General features: G+C 68.3%; 16 protein-coding genes. 6 read left to right on the top strand and 10 right to left on the bottom strand.

Going from position 1 to position 17,540, the window contains the following annotated elements:
* Positions 1-311 precede the first annotated feature (311 nt).
* Complete coding sequence (locus AC4NMM_RS10985) at positions 312-608, bottom strand: DUF7130 family rubredoxin-like protein (RefSeq protein ID WP_096393925.1); 297 nt, start codon at positions 606-608, stop codon at positions 312-314.
* A 582-nt stretch (positions 609-1,190) separates the two neighbouring features.
* Complete coding sequence (locus AC4NMM_RS10980) at positions 1,191-2,186, bottom strand: radical SAM protein (RefSeq protein WP_491924267.1); 996 nt, start codon at positions 2,184-2,186, stop codon at positions 1,191-1,193.
* A 221-nt stretch (positions 2,187-2,407) separates the two neighbouring features.
* Between AC4NMM_RS10980 and AC4NMM_RS10975 the strand changes: the two genes are divergently transcribed.
* Positions 2,408-3,127, top strand: a complete 720-nt coding sequence (locus AC4NMM_RS10975; RefSeq protein ID WP_096393923.1) for a DUF6517 family protein — start codon at positions 2,408-2,410, stop codon at positions 3,125-3,127.
* Positions 3,128-3,219: 92 nt separating this feature from the next.
* Positions 3,220-4,329, top strand: a complete 1,110-nt coding sequence (locus AC4NMM_RS10970; RefSeq protein WP_491924266.1) for a DUF373 family protein — start codon at positions 3,220-3,222, stop codon at positions 4,327-4,329.
* A 32-nt stretch (positions 4,330-4,361) separates the two neighbouring features.
* On the opposite strand, the gene AC4NMM_RS10965 is transcribed toward AC4NMM_RS10970, so the two are convergent.
* The 5 genes from AC4NMM_RS10965 to AC4NMM_RS10945 all read right to left on the bottom strand — a co-directional run bounded on the left by AC4NMM_RS10965 (position 4,362) and on the right by AC4NMM_RS10945 (position 11,240).
* On the bottom strand, positions 4,362-5,465 hold the full coding sequence (locus tag AC4NMM_RS10965) for a cell division protein CdpA domain-containing protein (protein ID WP_491924265.1): 1,104 nt from the start codon (positions 5,463-5,465) through the stop codon (positions 4,362-4,364).
* 149 nt (positions 5,466-5,614) lie between these two features.
* Positions 5,615-6,676, bottom strand: a complete 1,062-nt coding sequence (locus AC4NMM_RS10960) for a phosphotransacetylase family protein (RefSeq protein ID WP_096393920.1) — start codon at positions 6,674-6,676, stop codon at positions 5,615-5,617.
* Positions 6,669-8,843 carry an acetate--CoA ligase family protein gene (locus AC4NMM_RS10955; protein WP_096393919.1) on the bottom strand — a complete coding sequence of 725 codons (2,175 nt, stop codon included), beginning with the start codon at positions 8,841-8,843 and terminating at the stop codon, positions 6,669-6,671. Before AC4NMM_RS10955 ends, AC4NMM_RS10960 begins: the two co-directional genes overlap by 8 nt.
* Before the next feature lie 107 nt (positions 8,844-8,950).
* Positions 8,951-10,660: a PAS domain-containing sensor histidine kinase gene (locus AC4NMM_RS10950; RefSeq protein WP_491924264.1), complete on the bottom strand. Its 1,710-nt coding sequence runs from the start codon at positions 10,658-10,660 to the stop codon at positions 8,951-8,953.
* Between the two features lie 196 nt (positions 10,661-10,856).
* Positions 10,857-11,240, bottom strand: coding sequence for a winged helix-turn-helix domain-containing protein (locus AC4NMM_RS10945; protein ID WP_491924263.1), 384 nt, complete (start codon positions 11,238-11,240; stop codon positions 10,857-10,859).
* A gap of 114 nt (positions 11,241-11,354) precedes the next feature.
* Here AC4NMM_RS10945 and AC4NMM_RS10940 point away from each other — a divergent pair, with 114 nt between their 5' ends.
* The 4 genes from AC4NMM_RS10940 to AC4NMM_RS10925 all read left to right on the top strand — a co-directional run bounded on the left by AC4NMM_RS10940 (position 11,355) and on the right by AC4NMM_RS10925 (position 13,119).
* A complete protein-coding gene (locus AC4NMM_RS10940; RefSeq protein WP_491924262.1) occupies positions 11,355-11,987 on the top strand; it encodes a helix-turn-helix domain-containing protein in 633 nt (210 codons plus the stop codon).
* A gap of 74 nt (positions 11,988-12,061) precedes the next feature.
* Positions 12,062-12,220 (top strand): DUF7560 family zinc ribbon protein, encoded by a 159-nt coding sequence (locus tag AC4NMM_RS10935; RefSeq protein WP_199241206.1) that lies wholly within the window; start codon positions 12,062-12,064, stop codon positions 12,218-12,220.
* Positions 12,221-12,372: 152 nt separating this feature from the next.
* Positions 12,373-12,828, top strand: a complete 456-nt coding sequence (locus AC4NMM_RS10930; RefSeq protein ID WP_491924261.1) for a pyridoxamine 5'-phosphate oxidase family protein — start codon at positions 12,373-12,375, stop codon at positions 12,826-12,828.
* A 135-nt stretch (positions 12,829-12,963) separates the two neighbouring features.
* The gene (locus tag AC4NMM_RS10925; protein WP_491924260.1) at positions 12,964-13,119 is read left to right on the top strand and encodes a hypothetical protein; all 156 of its coding nucleotides are present in this window, start codon (positions 12,964-12,966) and stop codon (positions 13,117-13,119) included.
* Here AC4NMM_RS10925 and AC4NMM_RS10920 read toward each other — a convergent pair.
* From AC4NMM_RS10920 to AC4NMM_RS10910, 3 genes are all read right to left on the bottom strand, one after another.
* On the bottom strand, positions 13,110-13,241 hold the full coding sequence (locus AC4NMM_RS10920) for a PIN domain-containing protein (protein ID WP_491924259.1): 132 nt from the start codon (positions 13,239-13,241) through the stop codon (positions 13,110-13,112). The two genes, AC4NMM_RS10925 and AC4NMM_RS10920, sit on opposite strands and share 10 nt — an antisense overlap.
* The gene (locus AC4NMM_RS10915) at positions 13,238-13,489 is read right to left on the bottom strand and encodes a hypothetical protein (protein ID WP_491924258.1); all 252 of its coding nucleotides are present in this window, start codon (positions 13,487-13,489) and stop codon (positions 13,238-13,240) included. Before AC4NMM_RS10915 ends, AC4NMM_RS10920 begins: the two co-directional genes overlap by 4 nt.
* A gap of 557 nt (positions 13,490-14,046) precedes the next feature.
* Positions 14,047-16,938: a BGTF surface domain-containing protein gene (locus AC4NMM_RS10910; protein WP_491924257.1), complete on the bottom strand. Its 2,892-nt coding sequence runs from the start codon at positions 16,936-16,938 to the stop codon at positions 14,047-14,049.
* Positions 16,939-17,540: the final 602 nt, after the last annotated feature.

Raw genomic sequence — 17,540 nt, 5'->3', positions numbered from 1 at the left:
GAGCAGGGGGGGGCCCCCCGCCGCGGGCCAACGGCCTATGTGTTGGCCCGGGGGCCCCCCACCAGGAGCGGCCGGCGCCCCCCCCCCCGCCAACACCGCAGGGAGCGAGTGAAACGAGCGACCGAGGAGCGCAGCGAGTGTGCGGCCGCCTCGCGGCTGGGGCTTCGACGATGTTCGTCTCGATCAGATATTTATAAACACCAGTAGCGTACGGCCGAGCGGCTGGGGCTTCGATGGTGTTCGCCGCGCCGACGCGGTTAGCCGTTTATAAATAAACGACGAGAACAGGCGGGGTTCCCGCCGTCGTCGTCTCAGTCCTCGGCCCAGTAGTACAGCTCTTCGCGGGGCGCGTCGCAGTTCGGGCAGTTCGCGGGGAGCTGGTCGCCGATCTCGCCCATCTCGCCGCACTCCCAGCAGCGCCACATCACGTACGCGGTCCCGAACACGTCGCGCGCGTCAGTGAGCGCCAGCGTGTCCGTGTCCGACGGCGACGCGACGTAGAAGCCGTCGTCGTCGACCCCCCGGATCGACCCGAGGCGCTCGCCGTCCTCGTTGTACACCTCCTGTCCGATGCTCACGTTCGCGAAGACGGGTTCTTCGGAAGCCATACGCGGCCGTACGCGCTGATCCCCTATAAGTGTGGGAGCAGATAGCACGCCACGTGGAGGATATTCAACTACTGCTCGACGGTGAACGCCGCCAAATCCCTAGCCGCTCGCTTATAAAATGGTGACTGCGAATCGGCGGCGAACACCGACAAAGCCCCAGCCGCTCGCTTATAAATGACTGGCCGTGGATCGGCAGCGAACACCTCCAAAGCCCCAGTCGCGAGGACTCGCGCGGCTCGCTGCGCTCCTCAGTCGCTCGTTTCACTCGCTCCCTGCGGTGCTTGCGTCGCCGAGCTTCGTCCTCGCGACTGCCCCTTTGAGTCCCACCCCGCACAGCACGGCGACCACACCTCACACCTCCCCAACCTCGCCGCTCACGCCCTCCGGGCGTTCGCGGCGTCCCTCGCGCGGTGCTGTCGCCGGCGCTTCGCGCCGGCTTCCAGAGGGACCTCCGGTCCCTCGCGGCTCGGCCGCAACGCGGCCTCGCAGGCACGCGCCACCGCACAGCAAACCAGTGGCGACGCGGTGGTAATTCGATCGGACGTAAGCGAAAAGTCGACGCAAAACCCGAAAACGACCGCTTCAGGCGACCGGGGTGCGTTCGACGACGGTGCCGTCGACGGTCGGGTACTGCTCGACGATCTCGCCCTCGTCGAGGTCACCGTCCTCGACCATCTCCTCTAAGAGCCACCACGCGACCTCGACGTGGTCCGACTTCACCGTGTAGAACTCCTCGGGGACGCCGAGCGACTCGAAGCGATCGCGGTCGGCGAACGCCTTCCCGTAGACCAAGGTCCCGTCGTCCGTCACCTCGTCGAACTCGCGACGGATGTTCTTCGCCATCCGCTTCAGGCGGTTGCGGTGTTGGGCGGCGTCTTTGAACACCGAGGTGCAGAAGTACACCTTCTCGTGGCTCGCCATCTCTTCGAGGATGGCGTCCTTCGACCCCTCGACCGCGGACATGTGCCCCTCCTGGAGCTCGAACCCCTCCTCTTGCATCCGGCGGTAGTTCCCGTCGGACATCTCGAACTCGTTGATATTACAGAACTCCGCGGCGCCCTCGTCTAAGAACTCCAAGAACTCCGGCTCCGCGCGAATTCCGGGGATCTCGAAGGCGGGCGTGAGTCCCTCTTCACGGGCGATATGGAGGATCTCCTCCCACTCGGTGCCGTGCATGTCGCCCCACATCTCTAAGGGCGGGTGGAAGCGGATCTCGTCGAGGCCGGCCTCCGAGAGCTTCCGCATGTTCTCGCGGCCGCCCGTAATTCCGGTGTAGAGGTGCGTGTGGTGGTCCTCGCCGAACTCGTCTTTCAGCAGTTCGAGGTACCGGGTCGTCTTCGCCATCGCCTCCTGCGGCTCGCCGCCGGTGATCGACGTGCCGAGCGCGCTCATGCGCTTGGCCTCCTCGATCACGTCCTCGTCGGACTCGACCTTCCGCTCGTTGGCGTACACGTCGGTGACGTTCTTCCGGTTCTCTCCGAGGGGGCAGTAGAAGCAGTCCCGCTGGTCGCAGTACCCGTAGACGAAAAGCACCATCTTCCCGCCCTTGGCGCACTGTTCACAGCCCTTGGAGATCATCTACCCCCTTCTACCGGCCGCGACGTGAAAAAGCGTGCGAAGCGCGGAGTCGGGCGAGATCGGTTGTCACGGCGACGTGTTCGGACGACGGCGGTCGCGCGGCCCGCGCCCGGACGACGGCGGCCACAGGTCCGCACGCGGACGATCGAGCGCTCGGCGGCGCCCGCAGCGGCGTTCGCCCGAACACAAAGTATGTACCCCCGCCGCCGCCAGTGGCGGGCATGGACCGAGATCCGACCGACGACGACGCCGAGAACGAGACACCGAGCGACGCGGTCACGCGCCGCCGGGCGCTCGCCGTCGGCGGCGCGGTCGGCCTCGCAAGCCTCGCCGGCTGCACCGCGCTCGACGTCGCGACCGGCGACGGGCCCGCGGAGTTCGCCGCCGGCACCGCGACCGTGGGCGACGCGACCCTCGACGAGAGCGGGTACGACCTCAACGAGGTGACCGACGAGGTGATCGCTCGGGAGGTGGAGGTGGCCGGACGGACCCGCGAGGTGCGCGTGACGAACACCGTCGCCGAGTACGACAAGGCCGTCGAGCTGTTCGGCGAGCGCTACCAGGCCGCCGTGTTCGCCGCGGTGACGACGCCGCAGATCGAGGTGCTCGGGCGGGCGCTCAACCCGATCGCCGAGATGGATACCCGCGAGCGCGCCGAGCTCATCCTGAGCCGCTACGAGGGCGTCGGCGACCTCGAACGCGGCTCGGAGTACTCGACGGAGGTGCTCGGTTCGGATGCCGAGGTCGTCGTGTACACGGCCGACGCGGAGATCGAGGGAACGGGCGTGACCACCGAGCTGGAGCTTCACATCGGCGAGCCGGTCGAGGCCGGCAGCGACTTCGTCCTCCCGCTGGCGGCGTATCCGGCCGCGTTCAGCGACGGCGAGAACGTCCGCCGGATGATGAACGGGCTCGAACACGAGCCCAACGAGGAGGAGTGACGGAGCGAGCGTTCGGACCGGCGCGGTCGCCGGGTTCGCCGGGCGCGACCCGAGCCGAAAACATATGCCGTCCCCCCGCGTAGCCTCGAACGATGCTGCTCGTCCTCTGCGTCGACCTCGACGACGACCTCGGCCGGAAGACGGGGATCCCCACCCCCGTCATCGGCGCCGACGACGTCACCGAGGCCGCGGTCGCGCTCGCGACCGCCGACCCCGAGGACTCCGACGTGAACGTCTTATTCCAGGGCGTCAACGTCCACGACGAGCTGGCCGCCGAGGGCGAGGCCGTCGAGGTCGCGGCCGTCACCGGCGTCGGCGGCGCGGACGTGAAGGCGAACCGCGCGGTCGGCCAGGAGGTCGACCGCGTGCTCGCCGAGCTATCGACCGGCGAGGAGGTGTCCGCGGTCGTGATCACCGACGGCGCCCAAGACGAGTCCGTCCTCCCCGTGATCCGGTCGCGGATGCCGATCGACGGGATGCGCCGGGTCGTCGTCCGGCAGGCGCAGGACCTCGAGTCGCTCTACTACACGATCAAACAGGTGCTCGCCGACCCGGAGACCCGCGGCACGATCCTCATCCCGCTGGGCGTCGTCCTCCTCATCTACCCGCTGGTCGTCGTCGCCAACCTCTTCGACGTCGCGGGCGCGGCCGTGCTGGGGATCCTCTCGGGCGCGGTCGGGCTCTACTCGCTGTTCCGCGGGCTGGGACTGGAAGACACGGTCGACGGCGCCGCCGAGAGCGTCCGCAACGTGCTGTACACCGGCCGCGTGACGCTCGTCACCTACGTCGTCGCGCTCGCCTTGGTCGTCGTCGGCGGGGTCCAGGGGGTCGACACCGTCGACGTCGTCCGGACCGCGCAGGGGAGTTCGCTCGCCGTCGGCACCGCCCTCGCCGCGTTCGTCCACGGGTTCGTCCAGTGGCTCGGCGTCGCCGGCGTCACCTCCAGCCTGGGACAGATCACCGACGAGTACCTCGCCGGCCGGTTCCGGTGGCGCTACCTCAACGCCCCGTTCTACGTGGCCGCCATCGCCGTCGTGCTGTTCGCGGTCTCCGGCTTTTTCCTCCCGGACGCGCCCGGCGTGACGGCGCTGGGCCTCTCGGAGCTGGCGCTGGCGCTCGCGGCCGGGACGCTCATCAGCGTGTTGAGCACGCTCGCGTTCGCCGTCGCGGAGTCGCAGCTCCCGTCGGCGGAACCGGTCTGAAACGCGGAACGGCGGAAAAGAGCGGACGGCGCTCACCGCGGCGTCCAGGAGTCGCACGCCTCCATGTCGTCCATCAGCTCGTCGTAGTGCGCGCAGTAGGGCCGCATGCCGTCGTCAGTCCGGACGTAATCGAACTTCGCGCAGTTGCCGCAGTAGGTGTCGCCCGGGCCGTCGCGCGCGGCGGGCGAGTCGGGCGAGGGCGCGGACTCCGGCGTTGACGGCGAGTCGGGGCCCTCCGGCCCCGCCTCGTCGAGCGGCGAGGAGATGTCGGTGTCTGCGCTGCCGCCGTCGCTCACGCCCGCCGAGCCGGGCGCGGGGGATCCGCCCGTTCCGGACCGGCCCGCGTCGCTCGTCCGCCCGCCCGCGCCGGTGCCTCCCGCGCCGCTCGACCGGCCGCCGGTGGGGCCCGACGCACCGGTGCCGGCGGTCGTCCCGGAGCTGGCCGCCGCGCCGGTGGCGTCTCGATCCGCCGGCTGGTTCGCGTCGCGCGCGGACTGGTTCGCGTCGCGCGCGGACTGGTTCGCGTCGTCCGGGCGGTTCGTCTGCGTCTCGACGTCGCCGTCGGGGGTGCCGCCGAGGAGGCCCACGCCGCCGCGGCTCCCCAGCTGGTCGCGGGGGACCTCGACCACCTTCGTCTCCCCCTTGTGGGTCACTTCCATCGAGACGGTGCCGCCGGGGTCGTTGCGGGTCTTGAAGTTCGCGACGCCGACGAACACGCTCCACAGCGTCGTCGCGGCGCCGAGGAAGTAGACGCCCGCGGTGTGGAGGGTGAGGTTCCGGAGCTCGGGGCGCGGCCCGCCGACCCACCGCTCCGGGTACGCGTACGTGAACAGCGCGACGCCGAGCCCCATGACGACCGCGCCGACGATCGCCGCGGTGTAGGTGCTGCGGTCGGCCGGCAGCACGGCCATCACGCCGAGCAACACGAGCGGGACGCCGACCCCGCCGAGGCTCCCGCCGAGCTCCCGGGCCGCGCCCGCGGAGTAGCTGGCCGGCACCGCCACCTCGGCCGCCGCGAGGATCCCCGCGACGACGAGTAACGCGCCCGCGACGAACGACCCCACGCCGAGGTACAGCCGCCGCGGGTCGACCCCGGAGCGCCCCCGTCCGCCGTACGCCTCCGAGAGACTGGTCATAGGCGGGGTACGTCGTCCACCGTGAAAACAGTACGTCAGACGATCACGGATCGCGGGCGACCGCGACCGCGGATCGCAGGCGACCGCGACCGCAGACCGCAGGCGGCCCGGACGGGGCGAGCGGGCGAACGGCCCGGGGGATCGCCGGCTCAGACCAGCGCGTCCACGTCGACGTGGTCGCCGAGCAGCTCGGCCATCCGATCGACCGTCCGGACGTCGCGCGTGCGCCCGCCGCGGACGATCTCCTCGGCGCGGTCGATGGCGGTGACCGTGTCGGTGTTGACGGCGAGCACCGGCTTGCCGGCGTCCGCGGCCTTGCCCAACACCGCGCCCGAGGGACGGTGGCCGCCGGTCAAGACGAGACACGCGACCCCGGAGGCTTCCAGCGCCGCCGTCTGGACGTCCGCGCGGTCGCCGCCGGTGATGACGGCGGCGTCGCGGGCGCGCCGGAAGTAGCGGAGCGCCTCGTCGCCGCCCATCGCGCCGACGAGGAAGCGCTCGACGAACGCGTCGGTGGGCGCGTCGGTGAGCAGTTCGGCGCCCAGCTCGTCGGCGAGCTCCCCGACCGTGACGCCCGCGAGCGCCTTCTCGTGGGGGATCGCGCCGAAGACGGTGATCCCCTTCGATTCGAGGAACGGGATCCCGTCCTGATCGAGCGACTCGAAGGCGTCGTCGGACACCTTGTTGAAGACGACTCCGGCGAGGCGGTCGCCGAACGCGTCGGCGGCCGCCAGCACCTCGTCTAAGTCGTTCGGCGAGCCGTACTCCGCGACGAGGACGACCCGCGCGTCGAGCAGCTCCGCGACGTCGACGTCGGTGAGGTCGACGACGCCGCCGGTGGTCCAGCGCCCGCCGCCCTCGACGAACACCCGGTCGTTGTCGGCCGCGATGTCGTCGTACTCCTCGCGGATCCGGTCGCGCAAGGCGTCCGGGTCCTCGGTGCCGCGGACCGCGCCCTCGACGAACGTCGGCGAGTAGACGACGGGCTCCATCTGGTGCATCTCGGCGTCTAAGCCGAGCACCTCGCGGGCGAGCATGGGGTCCTGGTCGAGCGTCTTCCCGACGTTCGACTGGAGCCGGGTGCCCTTCGGTTTCATGTAGCCGACGCTGCGGTCGCGGTCGGCGGCGAGCCGCGCGAGGGCGACGGTGATCGCTGTCTTTCCGGCGCTGTCTCCGGTCGCGGTGACGAGTGTGGTGGGTGTGTCAGTCATCGGTGGGTTCCTCCGCGTCGAGCGGCTTCGGATCGGTCTCCGCGTCGGCTCCCGGCGGGTCGAGGGCCTCCGGGTCGACGGTGAGTCTCACGTCGACGGCGGCGGCGTTCGTGCCGCCGTCGTCGTCGGGCAGTGCGACGAGCGGGTTGATGTCGAGTTCGAGGATCGCCGGGAAGTCGGTGACCAGCTGCGAGAGCCGGCCGATCGTCTCGATCACGGCGTCGACGTCGACCGGGTCGCGGCCGCGGGCGCCGCGCAACAGCGGCGCCGACTGGATCTCCTCGGTCATCTCGCGCGCCTCGGGCTCGGAGACCGGGGCGACGCGGAAGGTGGTGTCCTCCATCACCTCCACGAAGATGCCGCCGAGCCCGAACATCAGCAGCGGGCCGAACTGCGGGTCGCGGTTCATCCCGACGATGGTCTCGACGCCGTCGTCGAGATCCACCATCTCCTGCACTTGGACGCCGAGGACGGTCGCGTCCGGCTGGTAGTTGCGCGCGCGGGTGACCAGGTCCTCGTAGGTGTCGCCCACGTCGTCGTCCGCGACGCCGACGGCGACGCCGCCGATGTCGGACTTGTGCAGGATGTCCGGCGAGACGATCTTCATCACCACGTCGCCGTCGACGCCCGCGGCGACCTCGCGGGCGCGCTCGGGCGAGTCGACGATCTCGCCGGCGGGCGTGGGGATACCGTACGCGTCGAGCAGCTCCATCGCCTCGACGCCCAAGCGGTTGTCGTCGCGGTCGCGCACCGTCCCGAGGATCTCGCGTGCGCGCTCGCGGTCGACGTCGAAGGACATGGGGGGCGCGTACTCGCGCGACTTGATGTCGCGGTAGCGCGCGAGCGTCGCGAGGCTCTCGATCCCGCGAGCGGGGTCGAAGTAACAGGGGATCCCCTTCGCCTGGAGCTGCTGCTTCGGCTCGCGGGTCCGGTCGCCGCCCATCAGGCAGGCGGCGATGGGCGCGTCCATCTCGTCGCTGACCGACTCGATCGCGTCCGCGAGGTCCGCGAAATCGATCGTCGCCGTGGGCGCGGCCAGCACGAGGGCGGCGCCGACGTTGTCGTCGGCGACGGTGATTTCGAGGGCCTCGCGGAACCGCTCCACGTCGGCGTCGCCGATCACGTCGACCGGGTTGTGGATGTTCGCCTCCTCCGGCATCGACGCGGCGAGCGCGTCGCTCGTCTCGCCCGTGAACGACGCCATGTCGAGGTCGGCGTCGCCGACCGCGTCGGTCGCCATCACGCCGGGGCCGCCGGCGTTGGTGACGATCGCGACGCTGTCGGTGTCGGGCAGCGGCTGGCTCCCGAGGATGCCCGCCGAGTCGAACAGCTCGTCGACCGACTCCGCGCGGATGACGCCCGCCTGGTCGAGGCCGGCCTCGTACGCCTTGTCGGAGCCCGCGAGCGTGCCGGTGTGCGAGGAGGCGGCCTGCGCGCCGGCGCTCGTCCGCCCCGACTTCACGGCGACGATCGGGGTGTCCTGGGTCGTCTCGCGGGCGGTCTCGATGAACTCGCGGCCGTCCTCGATCCCTTCGAGGTAGCCGATTATCACGTCGGTCTCCTCGTCGTCGCCCCAGTGGTCGACGAAGTCCGTCTCGTCGAGAACGGCCTTGTTCCCGAGCGACACCACGTCCTTGAACCCGATCCCGTTGTCGTTGGCCCAGTCGAGGACCGCGGTGACGAACGCCCCGGACTGGCTCATGAAGGAGAGCCCGCCGGGGAGGGCGTTCTCGGGGCCGAACGTCGCGTTCATCCCCGATGGGGTCGACATGATCCCCAGGCTGTTGGGGCCGACGAGGTTGAGGTCGTACTCGTCGGCTAGCTCCGCGAGGCGACGCTCCCTCGCCGCTCCGTCCTCTCCGGTCTCGCCGAACCCGGCGGTGATCACGACGACGTTGCGGACCCCCGCCTCGCCGCACGCCTCGATGGCGTCTAAGACGATCGAGGGGGGGACGACGATCACCGCGACGTCGGCGTCCGCGTCGGCGACGTCGTCGACGCACGGCGTGCCGAGCACCGCGTCGTAGTTCGGGTTGACGGGGACCGTGTCGCCGTCGAAGTCGTCGAGGAGATTCGACGTGACGGCGCGGCCGACGGCGCCCTCGCGGGCGGTCGCGCCGACGACGGCGACCCGGTCCGGGTCGAACAGCTCGTTGAGCGTACCCATCAACCCGAGAGTACGCGAAGCGTCGGCTTAAGATCGGTGGGAGGTTCTTCGAAATCGGGTCCTATGGTGAACGATCGATCGGGTTTCGGTCGGCCGCCCGGCGAACCTCACGGCGGACCGGGGGCGGCGTCGGGGTCGTCGGGGGTGCGGTCTCCGGTCGGCTCGCGGTCCCCGGTCGACTCGCGGCCCGCCGCGGGCTCACCGTCGGCGGGGTCGCGCTCGTCGGGTTCGGGGCCGGCGGACTCGGGCGCGACCGCCTCGGAGCCGGCGGCCGGCGCCGTCGCGCCGCCGTCCGGTTCAGCCGCGGCCGGCCGGACTTCGGAGGCCGGCGGCGGGCCGCGGTCGGCCGCCGGGAAGGAGGGCTCGCCGTCGGCGTCGGGGACGCTGATCGTCACCTCGTTGCCGTCGGGGCCGGCGTCGAACGCGAGGTCGCCGCCGGAGCGGTCCGCGATCCAGTAGACGAGCCACAGCCCCATCCCGCCGGTGTGTCTGAGGTCGTCCATCTTCCACCGGTCCGTGATCGGGTCGCGCTCGGCCGCCGGGATGGGGGGCGCGTCGTCGCGGACCGCGATCTCGACGCGGTCGGCGGGCGCCGTGACCTCGATCTCGACCGTCGCCGCCCCCTCGGCGTGTTCGATCGCGTTCTCGATCAGCTCGGCGATCGCGTAGTCGAGCTCCGGGTGCGTGAACGCGCGCACGTCGTCGGGACAGGAGACGGTGATGTCGGCGGGCGCCTCGCTCGCGTCGTCGACGGCGTCCGCCACCGCGCGCTCGACGAGCGGTGCGACCCGGAGCGGCTGCGGCGGTTCGTGCTGCCGGAGGAGGTCGATCACGCCGCGCTGCTTCTCGGCCGTGGTGAGCAGGTCGTCGGCGACCCGGCGGACCGTCTCCGCGTGGTCGATCAGGTCGGCGGCGAGTTCGGCCAGGTCGACGTCCGGGGGGACCGCCTCGTCCCCCTCGGTCGCCGTCGACGCCGCGGCGACGGCGTCGTCGACCCGGTCGGCGATCCGCTCCGCGGTGCCGTCGACGATGTTCATGTCGTTGCGGATGGTGTGCCGGAGCAGGTTGTCCATCACCGTGAGCTGGCGCTCGCGGCGGTACTCGTCGGTGACGTCGCGGGCGAACCCGGTGACGGCGACGACCTCGCCGTCCTCCCGCACGGGGCGCGCGGGCACCCTGACCCAAGTTGTCGGCCCGTCCGGGGAGCCGATCCGGTAGTCGAGATTCGTCGGATCGCCGGCGGAGAGCCGCTCCATCGCGCACTCGACGTCCGCCCGGTCGTCGGGGTGGACGGCCTCCAAGAACGCTCGCGGCCGGCGCTCGAGGGTTTCGGGGTCGATCCCGAACACCGACTCGATCGCGCCGTTGACGAACAGCAGTTCGCTCCAGTCGGCGCCGAACATCCACAGCACGTCCGGCGACGTCGAGGCGATGGTCTCCAGGCGCCGCCGGGACTCGACTTCGAGGGTGATGTCGCGAGAGCTCAGCGCGTAGCCGTCGAGGCCGGTCTCAGCGGGCGGAAACACGCGAGTGCGGAACCACACCCAGTCGCCGTCGGCGGTCTCGTAGCGGTACTCCAGCGGGGCGTCCGGCCGCGTACCGTCGGCGACGAGGTCCTCGAACGCCGCCCGAACACGGTCGACGTCGTCCGGATGAACCAGGTCGAACGCGTCCGTCCCGACGAGCTCGTCCGGGTCGAATCCGAGCAGGTCGCGGGTGGCCGCGTTGAGGTACCGGAACCGGCCCGTCTCGTCGATCACCGCGATTTTGTCTTGCGCGAGATCGATGAGAGTCTCTGGTTCCGGCGAGCGAGACATACGGGACACGTCCGCGAACTGGTGTAAAACCTTGACCGTTCAATTATCAGGTTCGAAAACGATCGTCGCGCAGCGGCGGCAGCGCGGTGGTGCGGCGGCGGAGCGGCGCGGCAGCAGCGCGGCGGTGCGGCGGCGGAGCGGCAAGGCGGCGGTGCGGCGAGACGACGGCGCGGTGACCCGCCGCCGGGAACGGCGGTCAGTCGGCCGAGACGCCGGGGGAATCGAGCGCGGCGGCGAGGGGGTCGGTCCCCCCGCCGTCGACCGTGAGCGCCACGCCGTCGTCGCCGAGTTCGATCGCGGCGTCTTCGGCGTCGCGGACGTACTCGGCGGCGTGGTCGCCGTCCGGGTCGAACCGGACCCCCTCGGCGAGCAGCGGCGTCTCGCTCAACAGCTCGACCTTCCGGTAGGCGGTCGAGAGCGCGATGTCGCAGTCCTCGGCGAGCTCGCTCGTCGTCTTCGGCGTCGCCGCTGCCGCGAGGATCGCCCGGCAGTCGGCGTCGGCGAGCGCCTCGAACGTGGCGTCGAGCGCGTCGTCTCCCTCGGTCGTCGTCGCGTCGGTCGTGCGCGGGGGGCGTTTCATATCTGTAGATAACGGCTCCACCACCCCGAACGGTGGCCCATCATATGCTGGGTGTTTTATACCGGGCGGCGCGCCCGCCAACGTTTTTGCCCGGGGCGGGTACGGACGAACGAGATGGGATCGGGAATCCGGGCGGAGGTCTCGCTGCCGACGGCGCTGTCCCCGTTCGACGGGGTCGTCGACGGGGCGACGCCGGTCACCGAGGTGACGCGCTGCACGCCCGCGGACGACCGCGAGCGCGTGGTCGTGGAGTTCATCGCGGACGCCGACCTCTCGGTCCCCGAGGGGGTCGAGGTCGTCTTCGACTACGGCGGCCGGGCGGCGTACCGGTTCGACGCGGCCGTCGACCCCGACTCGCCGTTCGCCGTCCTCGACCGCCACGAGACGCCCGTCTCGGAGGCGACGATCCGCGACGGGCGGCTCCGGCTCACCTTCCACGCGAGCGACCTGCCGACGCTGCGGTCGGTGCTGGAGGCGTTCCGCGAGGGGTGTTCGGACATGGAGGTGTTACGCTTACTCCAGTCGACGACGACGCCGACGGAGTCGGACCTCGTCACCGTCGACCGGAGCGAGCTGACGGAGCGCCAGCGCGAGGTGCTGGCGGCCGCCTACGAGGCGGGCTACTTCGACCACCCGAAGGGCGCCAACGCCGGCGAGGTGGCCGAGTCGCTGGGGATCGGGCGCTCGACGTTCACGGAGCACGTCGCGGCCGCCCAGCGGAAGCTGTTCGGGGCGCTGCTCGATTAAGGATCGTTCATCACATTTCGAACTCGCGAGAATCCGCGGCCCGTTTGATGGGCGTGGGGGTCGTACCCACGGGTATGACGGGGCGATCCACCCACACCTTCGTCTGCCCGGAGTGTCGGCGCTCGATCGAGGTGGACGACGCGATGCGGGCGACGCTGCTCGAGACGGGCTGCGTCGTCTGCGGCGCGCCGGTCACCGAGGAGGACGTGGGTTCGGCGCCGGCGATGAGCTGAGCGCGACCGCGTCGCGACCGCCCCGCGGACTCCGCGCCGCATCGCCCGGCCCGCCCCGCGGTCCCCGCGCCGCATCGCCGACCATCCCCTTGCTCCCCCACCGGCCGCGTCGTCTCGTTCCCTTTAAGCCGCCGTGCGAAGAAATTCGGGGTATGCCGACGAACAGCGAGGTCGAGATGTCGCCGGCCGAGGTGGACGCGCACCTGTCCCGCCACGAGACGGGGGTCCTCGCGCTCGCGCGCGACGACGCGCCGTACGCGATCCCGATCTCCTACGGGTACGACGCCGACGAGCGCGCGTTGTACCTCCGGCTGGTGTCGACGCCCGACAGCGAGAAGCGCGAGTTCCTCGCGTCGACGCCGCAGGCTCGGATCGTGGTGTACGAAGACGAGGACGACGAGTACGCGAGCGTCGTCGGCGTCGGCCCCCTCGAACGGGTCGACCTCGACGAGCTCACCCCCGAGACGATCGCGCAGTACGGCGAGACGCAGCGCCCGCTCTTCGAGATCTGGGCCGACGACAAGCCGGACCTCGACATCGACCTCTACCGCTTCACGCCCGAGACGCTGACCGGGCGGACGGTCGTCGTCGAGCGCGATGAGGAGTAGGCGGTCGGGAGGGTGACCGATCGGGGACAGTGAGGCGACGATCGGGCCTGCGGAGGAACGATGATTTTGTGGTTGACATCCTCCCCGCCTTGAGGAGCGGGATTTTTATTTTGTAACTTCCAGAACACCACACGAATGGCGTCCAGTAGCGATTCCACGACCTCGGTCGACGACGAGGTCCGCCGCCTGTACGAGCGGTATCAGTCGGCCGAGACGGACGCGGAACGCCGAGCGATCGCCTTAGAAATGGGTGAACTCGACGGTCGACGCCACGCGGTCATCTACGAGTAGCTCGAAACGGAGTAGACGGTCTTTGGAACGAGGAGCGTGTCGAACGTCGCGAGTAGTTCCAGCGAATCGATTTCGGCAAGATGAATGAGCGGTCCCGCGTCCGAGACTGCCGCGAGTGTCACGCGTTCAGGCCCCAATCGACGTCATCCTCGACGACCGAACGCTCTCGGTCGGCTCGCTCGACCGTCACCCGCTCGACGCGGTCGATCGCCGCGGCGCGGTCGAGGTCGACGGCGAGGTACCGCGCGAGGACGAGGTCTTCCCAGAGGGCTTCGAGGCCTCGTTCGAGGGCGCGCTCGAAGACCTCGGACTCGGAGCACTCGCGAGCCGCCGCGATTTCGCGTACGCGGTCGGAGATCTCGGCAGCCATACCGCCTATTTACCCGGTGACGTTTGTAAATCCGCGTCCGGGCGCTCGATGAACACCTATGAACCGAGGTCACGGGTCGATGGTGGCGTCGTGGAACGCGGCGCGGGCGGCATCAAGGTAGTCGTGACGAGGGAGTCAGTAAACGAGCGAGACGCTCAGGACCGATGCGTCTTCTCAGTTACCCGAGACCAGTGTGAGCCCGGGGGGCGAGCCACCCCATGTCATCGGTGGAGGGAGATCGGCGTTGACGGCGAGCCGCTCGGCCGATAATACCGGACACCGTCACGCGACTCGACTGCGAGTTCCGTGCCACGGCAACTATCAGTAATCGTGGCGTGACAGCGTCCGGCACGCGGTGATCGATGGTAGCCCTACTTCAATCTATGCTGTCCATGCGAATTTTTGCCACAGAACGGCAGTCTCGTATCAGGCGCGCTGCCGCTCGCTGTCGCTCAGTGGACGAGTCGGGTCGAGCGCGATAAAGAAAAACCGCGTGTGGGTCGGCCCGCGAGGGCCGATGGTTGGAAGCTACGAGCTGCGACCGTCAGGCAACGATGTTACTCGTTGCGGCGGGTCGCGAGCAGCGCAGCAGCGATGAGGGCAACGAGCGCGACGATGGCACCGAAGCCGGGCGTTCCGTCGTCGGTGGTACCGTCACCTTCGCCGTCGCCGGTGCCGTCACCTTCGCCGTCGCCGGTGCCGTCACCTTCGCCGTCGCCGGTGCCGTCACCCTCGCCGCCGTCGGCGTTGAGGGTGAGCGTGGCGGTCTGGCTGTCGTCGTCGGTGAAGACGCCGTGCTCGTACTCACCAGCTTCGAGACCGGACGTGTCGACGTCCGCGAACTCGACGGTGGTGCTACCGCCGGCTTCGAGGGTCACGTCTTGACTGGCGACCGCGTTACCGCCAACGCGGAACTCGACAGTCTGGGTGGCCTCTTGGCCGCCGGTGTTCTCGACTGTGGCCGTCACGGTCAGCGCGTCGCCGACCGTCGCGGTCACGTCCTGCGGGTCGAGCTCCGAGACCGTGAAGGTCGCGGACTCCTCGACCTGCTCGACGACCGTACCCTCAACGGACGGGTTCTCGCTGAACGCCGAGTTGCGGAGGTTGATGTTGTACGTGTCGTTGACGCTCTGCTCACTGAAGTCGAACTCAGTGGACCACGTGCCGTCAGGTGTGACGGTCACGGTTTCAGATTTCGAGAACGCCGGACGCGTGTCACCGTCGGAACGGACGCGGAGCGTCAGTTCCGTACCGGGCGCGAGGTTGGTCGTCCCGGAGACGACCTGACCCTCGGCGTTCGTCACGTTGTACGGGTCCTGATCGAACTCACCGTCGGGCGCGGTCACCGTGAAGGTTCCCGTGGCCGACTGGTAGAGGTCAGAGACCTCTTCAACGTCTTCGTTGGTCTGCGAGATACGGTTGAATTCGAGCAGACGCGGATCTTCAACGCGGAAGCGCGCGTCAATGCCGACATCGTCGTCGCTCGCGTCGAGCATGTCGCTGTTGTCGAACTCGATCGAGTCCGTGTCGACGATGACGTAGAGCGTGTCTGCCTCGTCGTCGACGACGACATCGACGGTGGAGTTGCCGATGTTAACCGTACGGAGTTCCGAGTTCGGACCGGCGCTCTCGCGCGTCTCGCGAAGGCGCAGGGTGATCTCGTCACCGAGAGCCTCTTCGAACTGCTGGGTCGAAGCATCGTCACCAGTCGCTTCGAGGAGGCCGGTCAGCCCGGACGCCTCGATCTGGTGGACGACGCGGTCGCCCTCAGCGAGGGTGCTGGCCTGCGTAACGTTCTCACCAATACGCTCGTTCAGCGCCTCGACAGAGTCGTCGGCGCTAACGATGTCGCCGGCAACGCCGTCGGAGACGGTCCACGTGTTGATCGTTTCGGACGTCGACCGCTCTTCGAGGAAGAGCGTACCGACGTTGTCGGGCGAGTTGAGCGTCTCCGCGGCATCGTTAGACACCGTGGAGACGGCGAGCTCGTAGTCACCAGCGTCGAGCATGTCGATGCCCGTCGTCTGGTCTGCGCTCTTGTTGAACGAGATGGACGCATCTTCGTCAGCGTCCTCAGAATCGACCCAGACGATGTCATCAGCATCCGCCGAGGTGTTACCCGCAGCGTAGCTGTTGAAGTAGATCGTGATCTCGTCGTTGTCACCGAAGTCGTCGATGGTGACGTTCGCCTGGTAACCAACATCAGACTCGTCACCAATGACGAGCTCACCGGAGGTGACGGCCTCGCTGGCGGTCACGGTGATCGGAACGACATCGCCCTGCTGCTCGGTGACCGAGGAGGGGTCGATGTCGAGTTCGCCTTCGCCAACGTCGTTGACGGTGATGGTCGCGGAGTCGGCCGCGTCCGTGTCAGCGACGTCGAAGTCGAAGGTGTAGTTGCCAGCGTCAATCTCCGAGAAGTTCAGCGCGTAGGTGTCGTCGGTGACACCGGTGATGCGGAACTCCTCGTCAGCATCGTCAACGACCGTGGTGAACGATTCGTTGAAGATGTTGTCGAGTTCCTGATCGTCGTACGCGAAGTCGTCAGACGAGACGACGATGTCGTAGGAACCACGGTTAGACTCGACTTCGAGGTCGGTCGTGGTTTCTCCAGCGTTGTCAACCGAGTCGTCCTCGAACTCAGTCGTCAGGTCCTGCGTGGAGATCTCGAACTCAGTCGCGTCCTGGTCGTTGATACCCGGACCACTGAGGACGTACGAGCCGGTGTCGAAGCCGCTCGTGTCAACCGTGTAGAAGCCAGTACTGTTGGACTGGAACTGCTCGAACGGGTCCGTGTTAGTGATGCCACCAGAATCGTTGGTCCCGGTGACTTCGCGGATCTGGTAGTCCGAACTGGGCTGGAGGTCACTGACCTCGAACGTCTGGCCAGCGAAGTACAGCTCCTGATCAGGCTCGTAGTCCGGCGTGTAGGTCTGCGCCGTCAAGTCGAACGACACAGTAGCCTGGTTACTGTTACCGGAGATAACGAAGTCAATCGCATCCCCACTTGTCGAATCACTGTTATCGAGATTCGAGGTATCGTGTTCGTAGGTAACGGTAACAGTCGACGAAGCAGGATCGCCGGTAACACCGGAGGCGTTACTCACATTGATGCTGTGAGTACTTCCGGAGAGTCCTGCGTCGGTGGCTGTGATGTCACCACTACCGGAGACACTAGTGACGGTAGTGTCGGCAACGGCACTTGCGCCGCTGAGATCAACTGTAACCGTCTCGTTAGTGTCTCCAGTTTCAATATCTACATCGAACGTTACTTGCTGCGTTACCGCGGAATTACCGACTTCAACATCGTCCGCACTCCCGGCAGTAATGCCTTGGACTGCGGCGGCTGCCGGAGCGGCAGCGAAGCCAGCTGCGAACATGGAGACAACCATGATCGCCGCGAAGAAGACCGCATTGGCCTTCGTGCGTGTGTTATTGTCGTTTGTCATTGTGTGTTGTTGTGTTCTGCGTCGCGACAGCCTGCTTTGTCCGCGTCTCCGTCGCCCGCTCGTCGTCACCAACGTCGCCGTCGTAGGGCAACCGGACTCGACTCGGATTACTAGCCTTCTGTCGCATTATGGGGTAGGGGCTGCGATCACTACTTCTGGTGTCAGGTATAAATGCTTTGTGTGCCTCCTAACGGTGTGTGAAAGCCACACACAGACGATAGCGGGCGTCAGACGCGTGTTTTCGAAATTGAGAAAAATCGTTACCCTCACCGTGGCGAGCAAGCGTGTGACCGTTTCCGGGGGTTGCGTGCGAGCAAAACGCGACGTGCGGCCCGTCGCTTGAATCCGTGGATTTGAACCCTCTCAGGCGATGGTGTGTTGATTTTTAGGGAAGGGACCTACTCAGCCGTCTGAGTCTTTCCAGCCATCGGTACGCTCGTGACGACCTCGACCTGATTGGTGTCAGCCACGTCGCCAGTATCGAACAGCCGAACGTGATCCAGACTCACGGCAGGCCGTATTTAGAGACGCGGGCTAGGATCGAGTGTTAAAGCGGTTAGTTTGACCTCCTCCCACCCCCGAAGGAGTGGGATTCCCGAGCG

It is taken from the genome of Halorubrum sp. SD41 (assembly GCF_058630335.1).
Note: the sequence above shows the minus strand (reverse complement) of the source record. Positions and strands in the feature narration are given on the sequence as shown.

Bases quoted from the DNA above. Each gene is read 5' to 3' on its own strand.
- AC4NMM_RS10915 (WP_491924258.1), bottom strand. From the start codon at position 13,489: ATGGCTGCCGAGATCTCCGACCGCGTACGCGAAATCGCGGCGGCTCGC.
- AC4NMM_RS10970 (WP_491924266.1), top strand. From the start codon at position 3,220: ATGCTGCTCGTCCTCTGCGTCGACCTCGACGACGACCTCGGCCGGAAG.
- AC4NMM_RS10945 (WP_491924263.1), bottom strand. From the start codon at position 11,240: ATGAAACGCCCCCCGCGCACGACCGACGCGACGACGACCGAGGGAGAC.
- AC4NMM_RS10965 (WP_491924265.1), bottom strand. From the start codon at position 5,465: ATGACCAGTCTCTCGGAGGCGTACGGCGGACGGGGGCGCTCCGGGGTC.
- AC4NMM_RS10985 (WP_096393925.1), bottom strand. From the start codon at position 608: ATGGCTTCCGAAGAACCCGTCTTCGCGAACGTGAGCATCGGACAGGAG.
- AC4NMM_RS10940 (WP_491924262.1), top strand. From the start codon at position 11,355: ATGGGATCGGGAATCCGGGCGGAGGTCTCGCTGCCGACGGCGCTGTCC.
- AC4NMM_RS10910 (WP_491924257.1), bottom strand. From the start codon at position 16,938: ATGACAAACGACAATAACACACGCACGAAGGCCAATGCGGTCTTCTTC.
- AC4NMM_RS10950 (WP_491924264.1), bottom strand. From the start codon at position 10,660: ATGTCTCGCTCGCCGGAACCAGAGACTCTCATCGATCTCGCGCAAGAC.
- AC4NMM_RS10960 (WP_096393920.1), bottom strand. From the start codon at position 6,676: ATGACTGACACACCCACCACACTCGTCACCGCGACCGGAGACAGCGCC.
- AC4NMM_RS10930 (WP_491924261.1), top strand. From the start codon at position 12,373: ATGCCGACGAACAGCGAGGTCGAGATGTCGCCGGCCGAGGTGGACGCG.
- AC4NMM_RS10925 (WP_491924260.1), top strand. From the start codon at position 12,964: ATGGCGTCCAGTAGCGATTCCACGACCTCGGTCGACGACGAGGTCCGC.
- AC4NMM_RS10935 (WP_199241206.1), top strand. From the start codon at position 12,062: ATGACGGGGCGATCCACCCACACCTTCGTCTGCCCGGAGTGTCGGCGC.
- AC4NMM_RS10975 (WP_096393923.1), top strand. From the start codon at position 2,408: ATGGACCGAGATCCGACCGACGACGACGCCGAGAACGAGACACCGAGC.
- AC4NMM_RS10980 (WP_491924267.1), bottom strand. From the start codon at position 2,186: ATGATCTCCAAGGGCTGTGAACAGTGCGCCAAGGGCGGGAAGATGGTG.
- AC4NMM_RS10955 (WP_096393919.1), bottom strand. From the start codon at position 8,843: ATGGGTACGCTCAACGAGCTGTTCGACCCGGACCGGGTCGCCGTCGTC.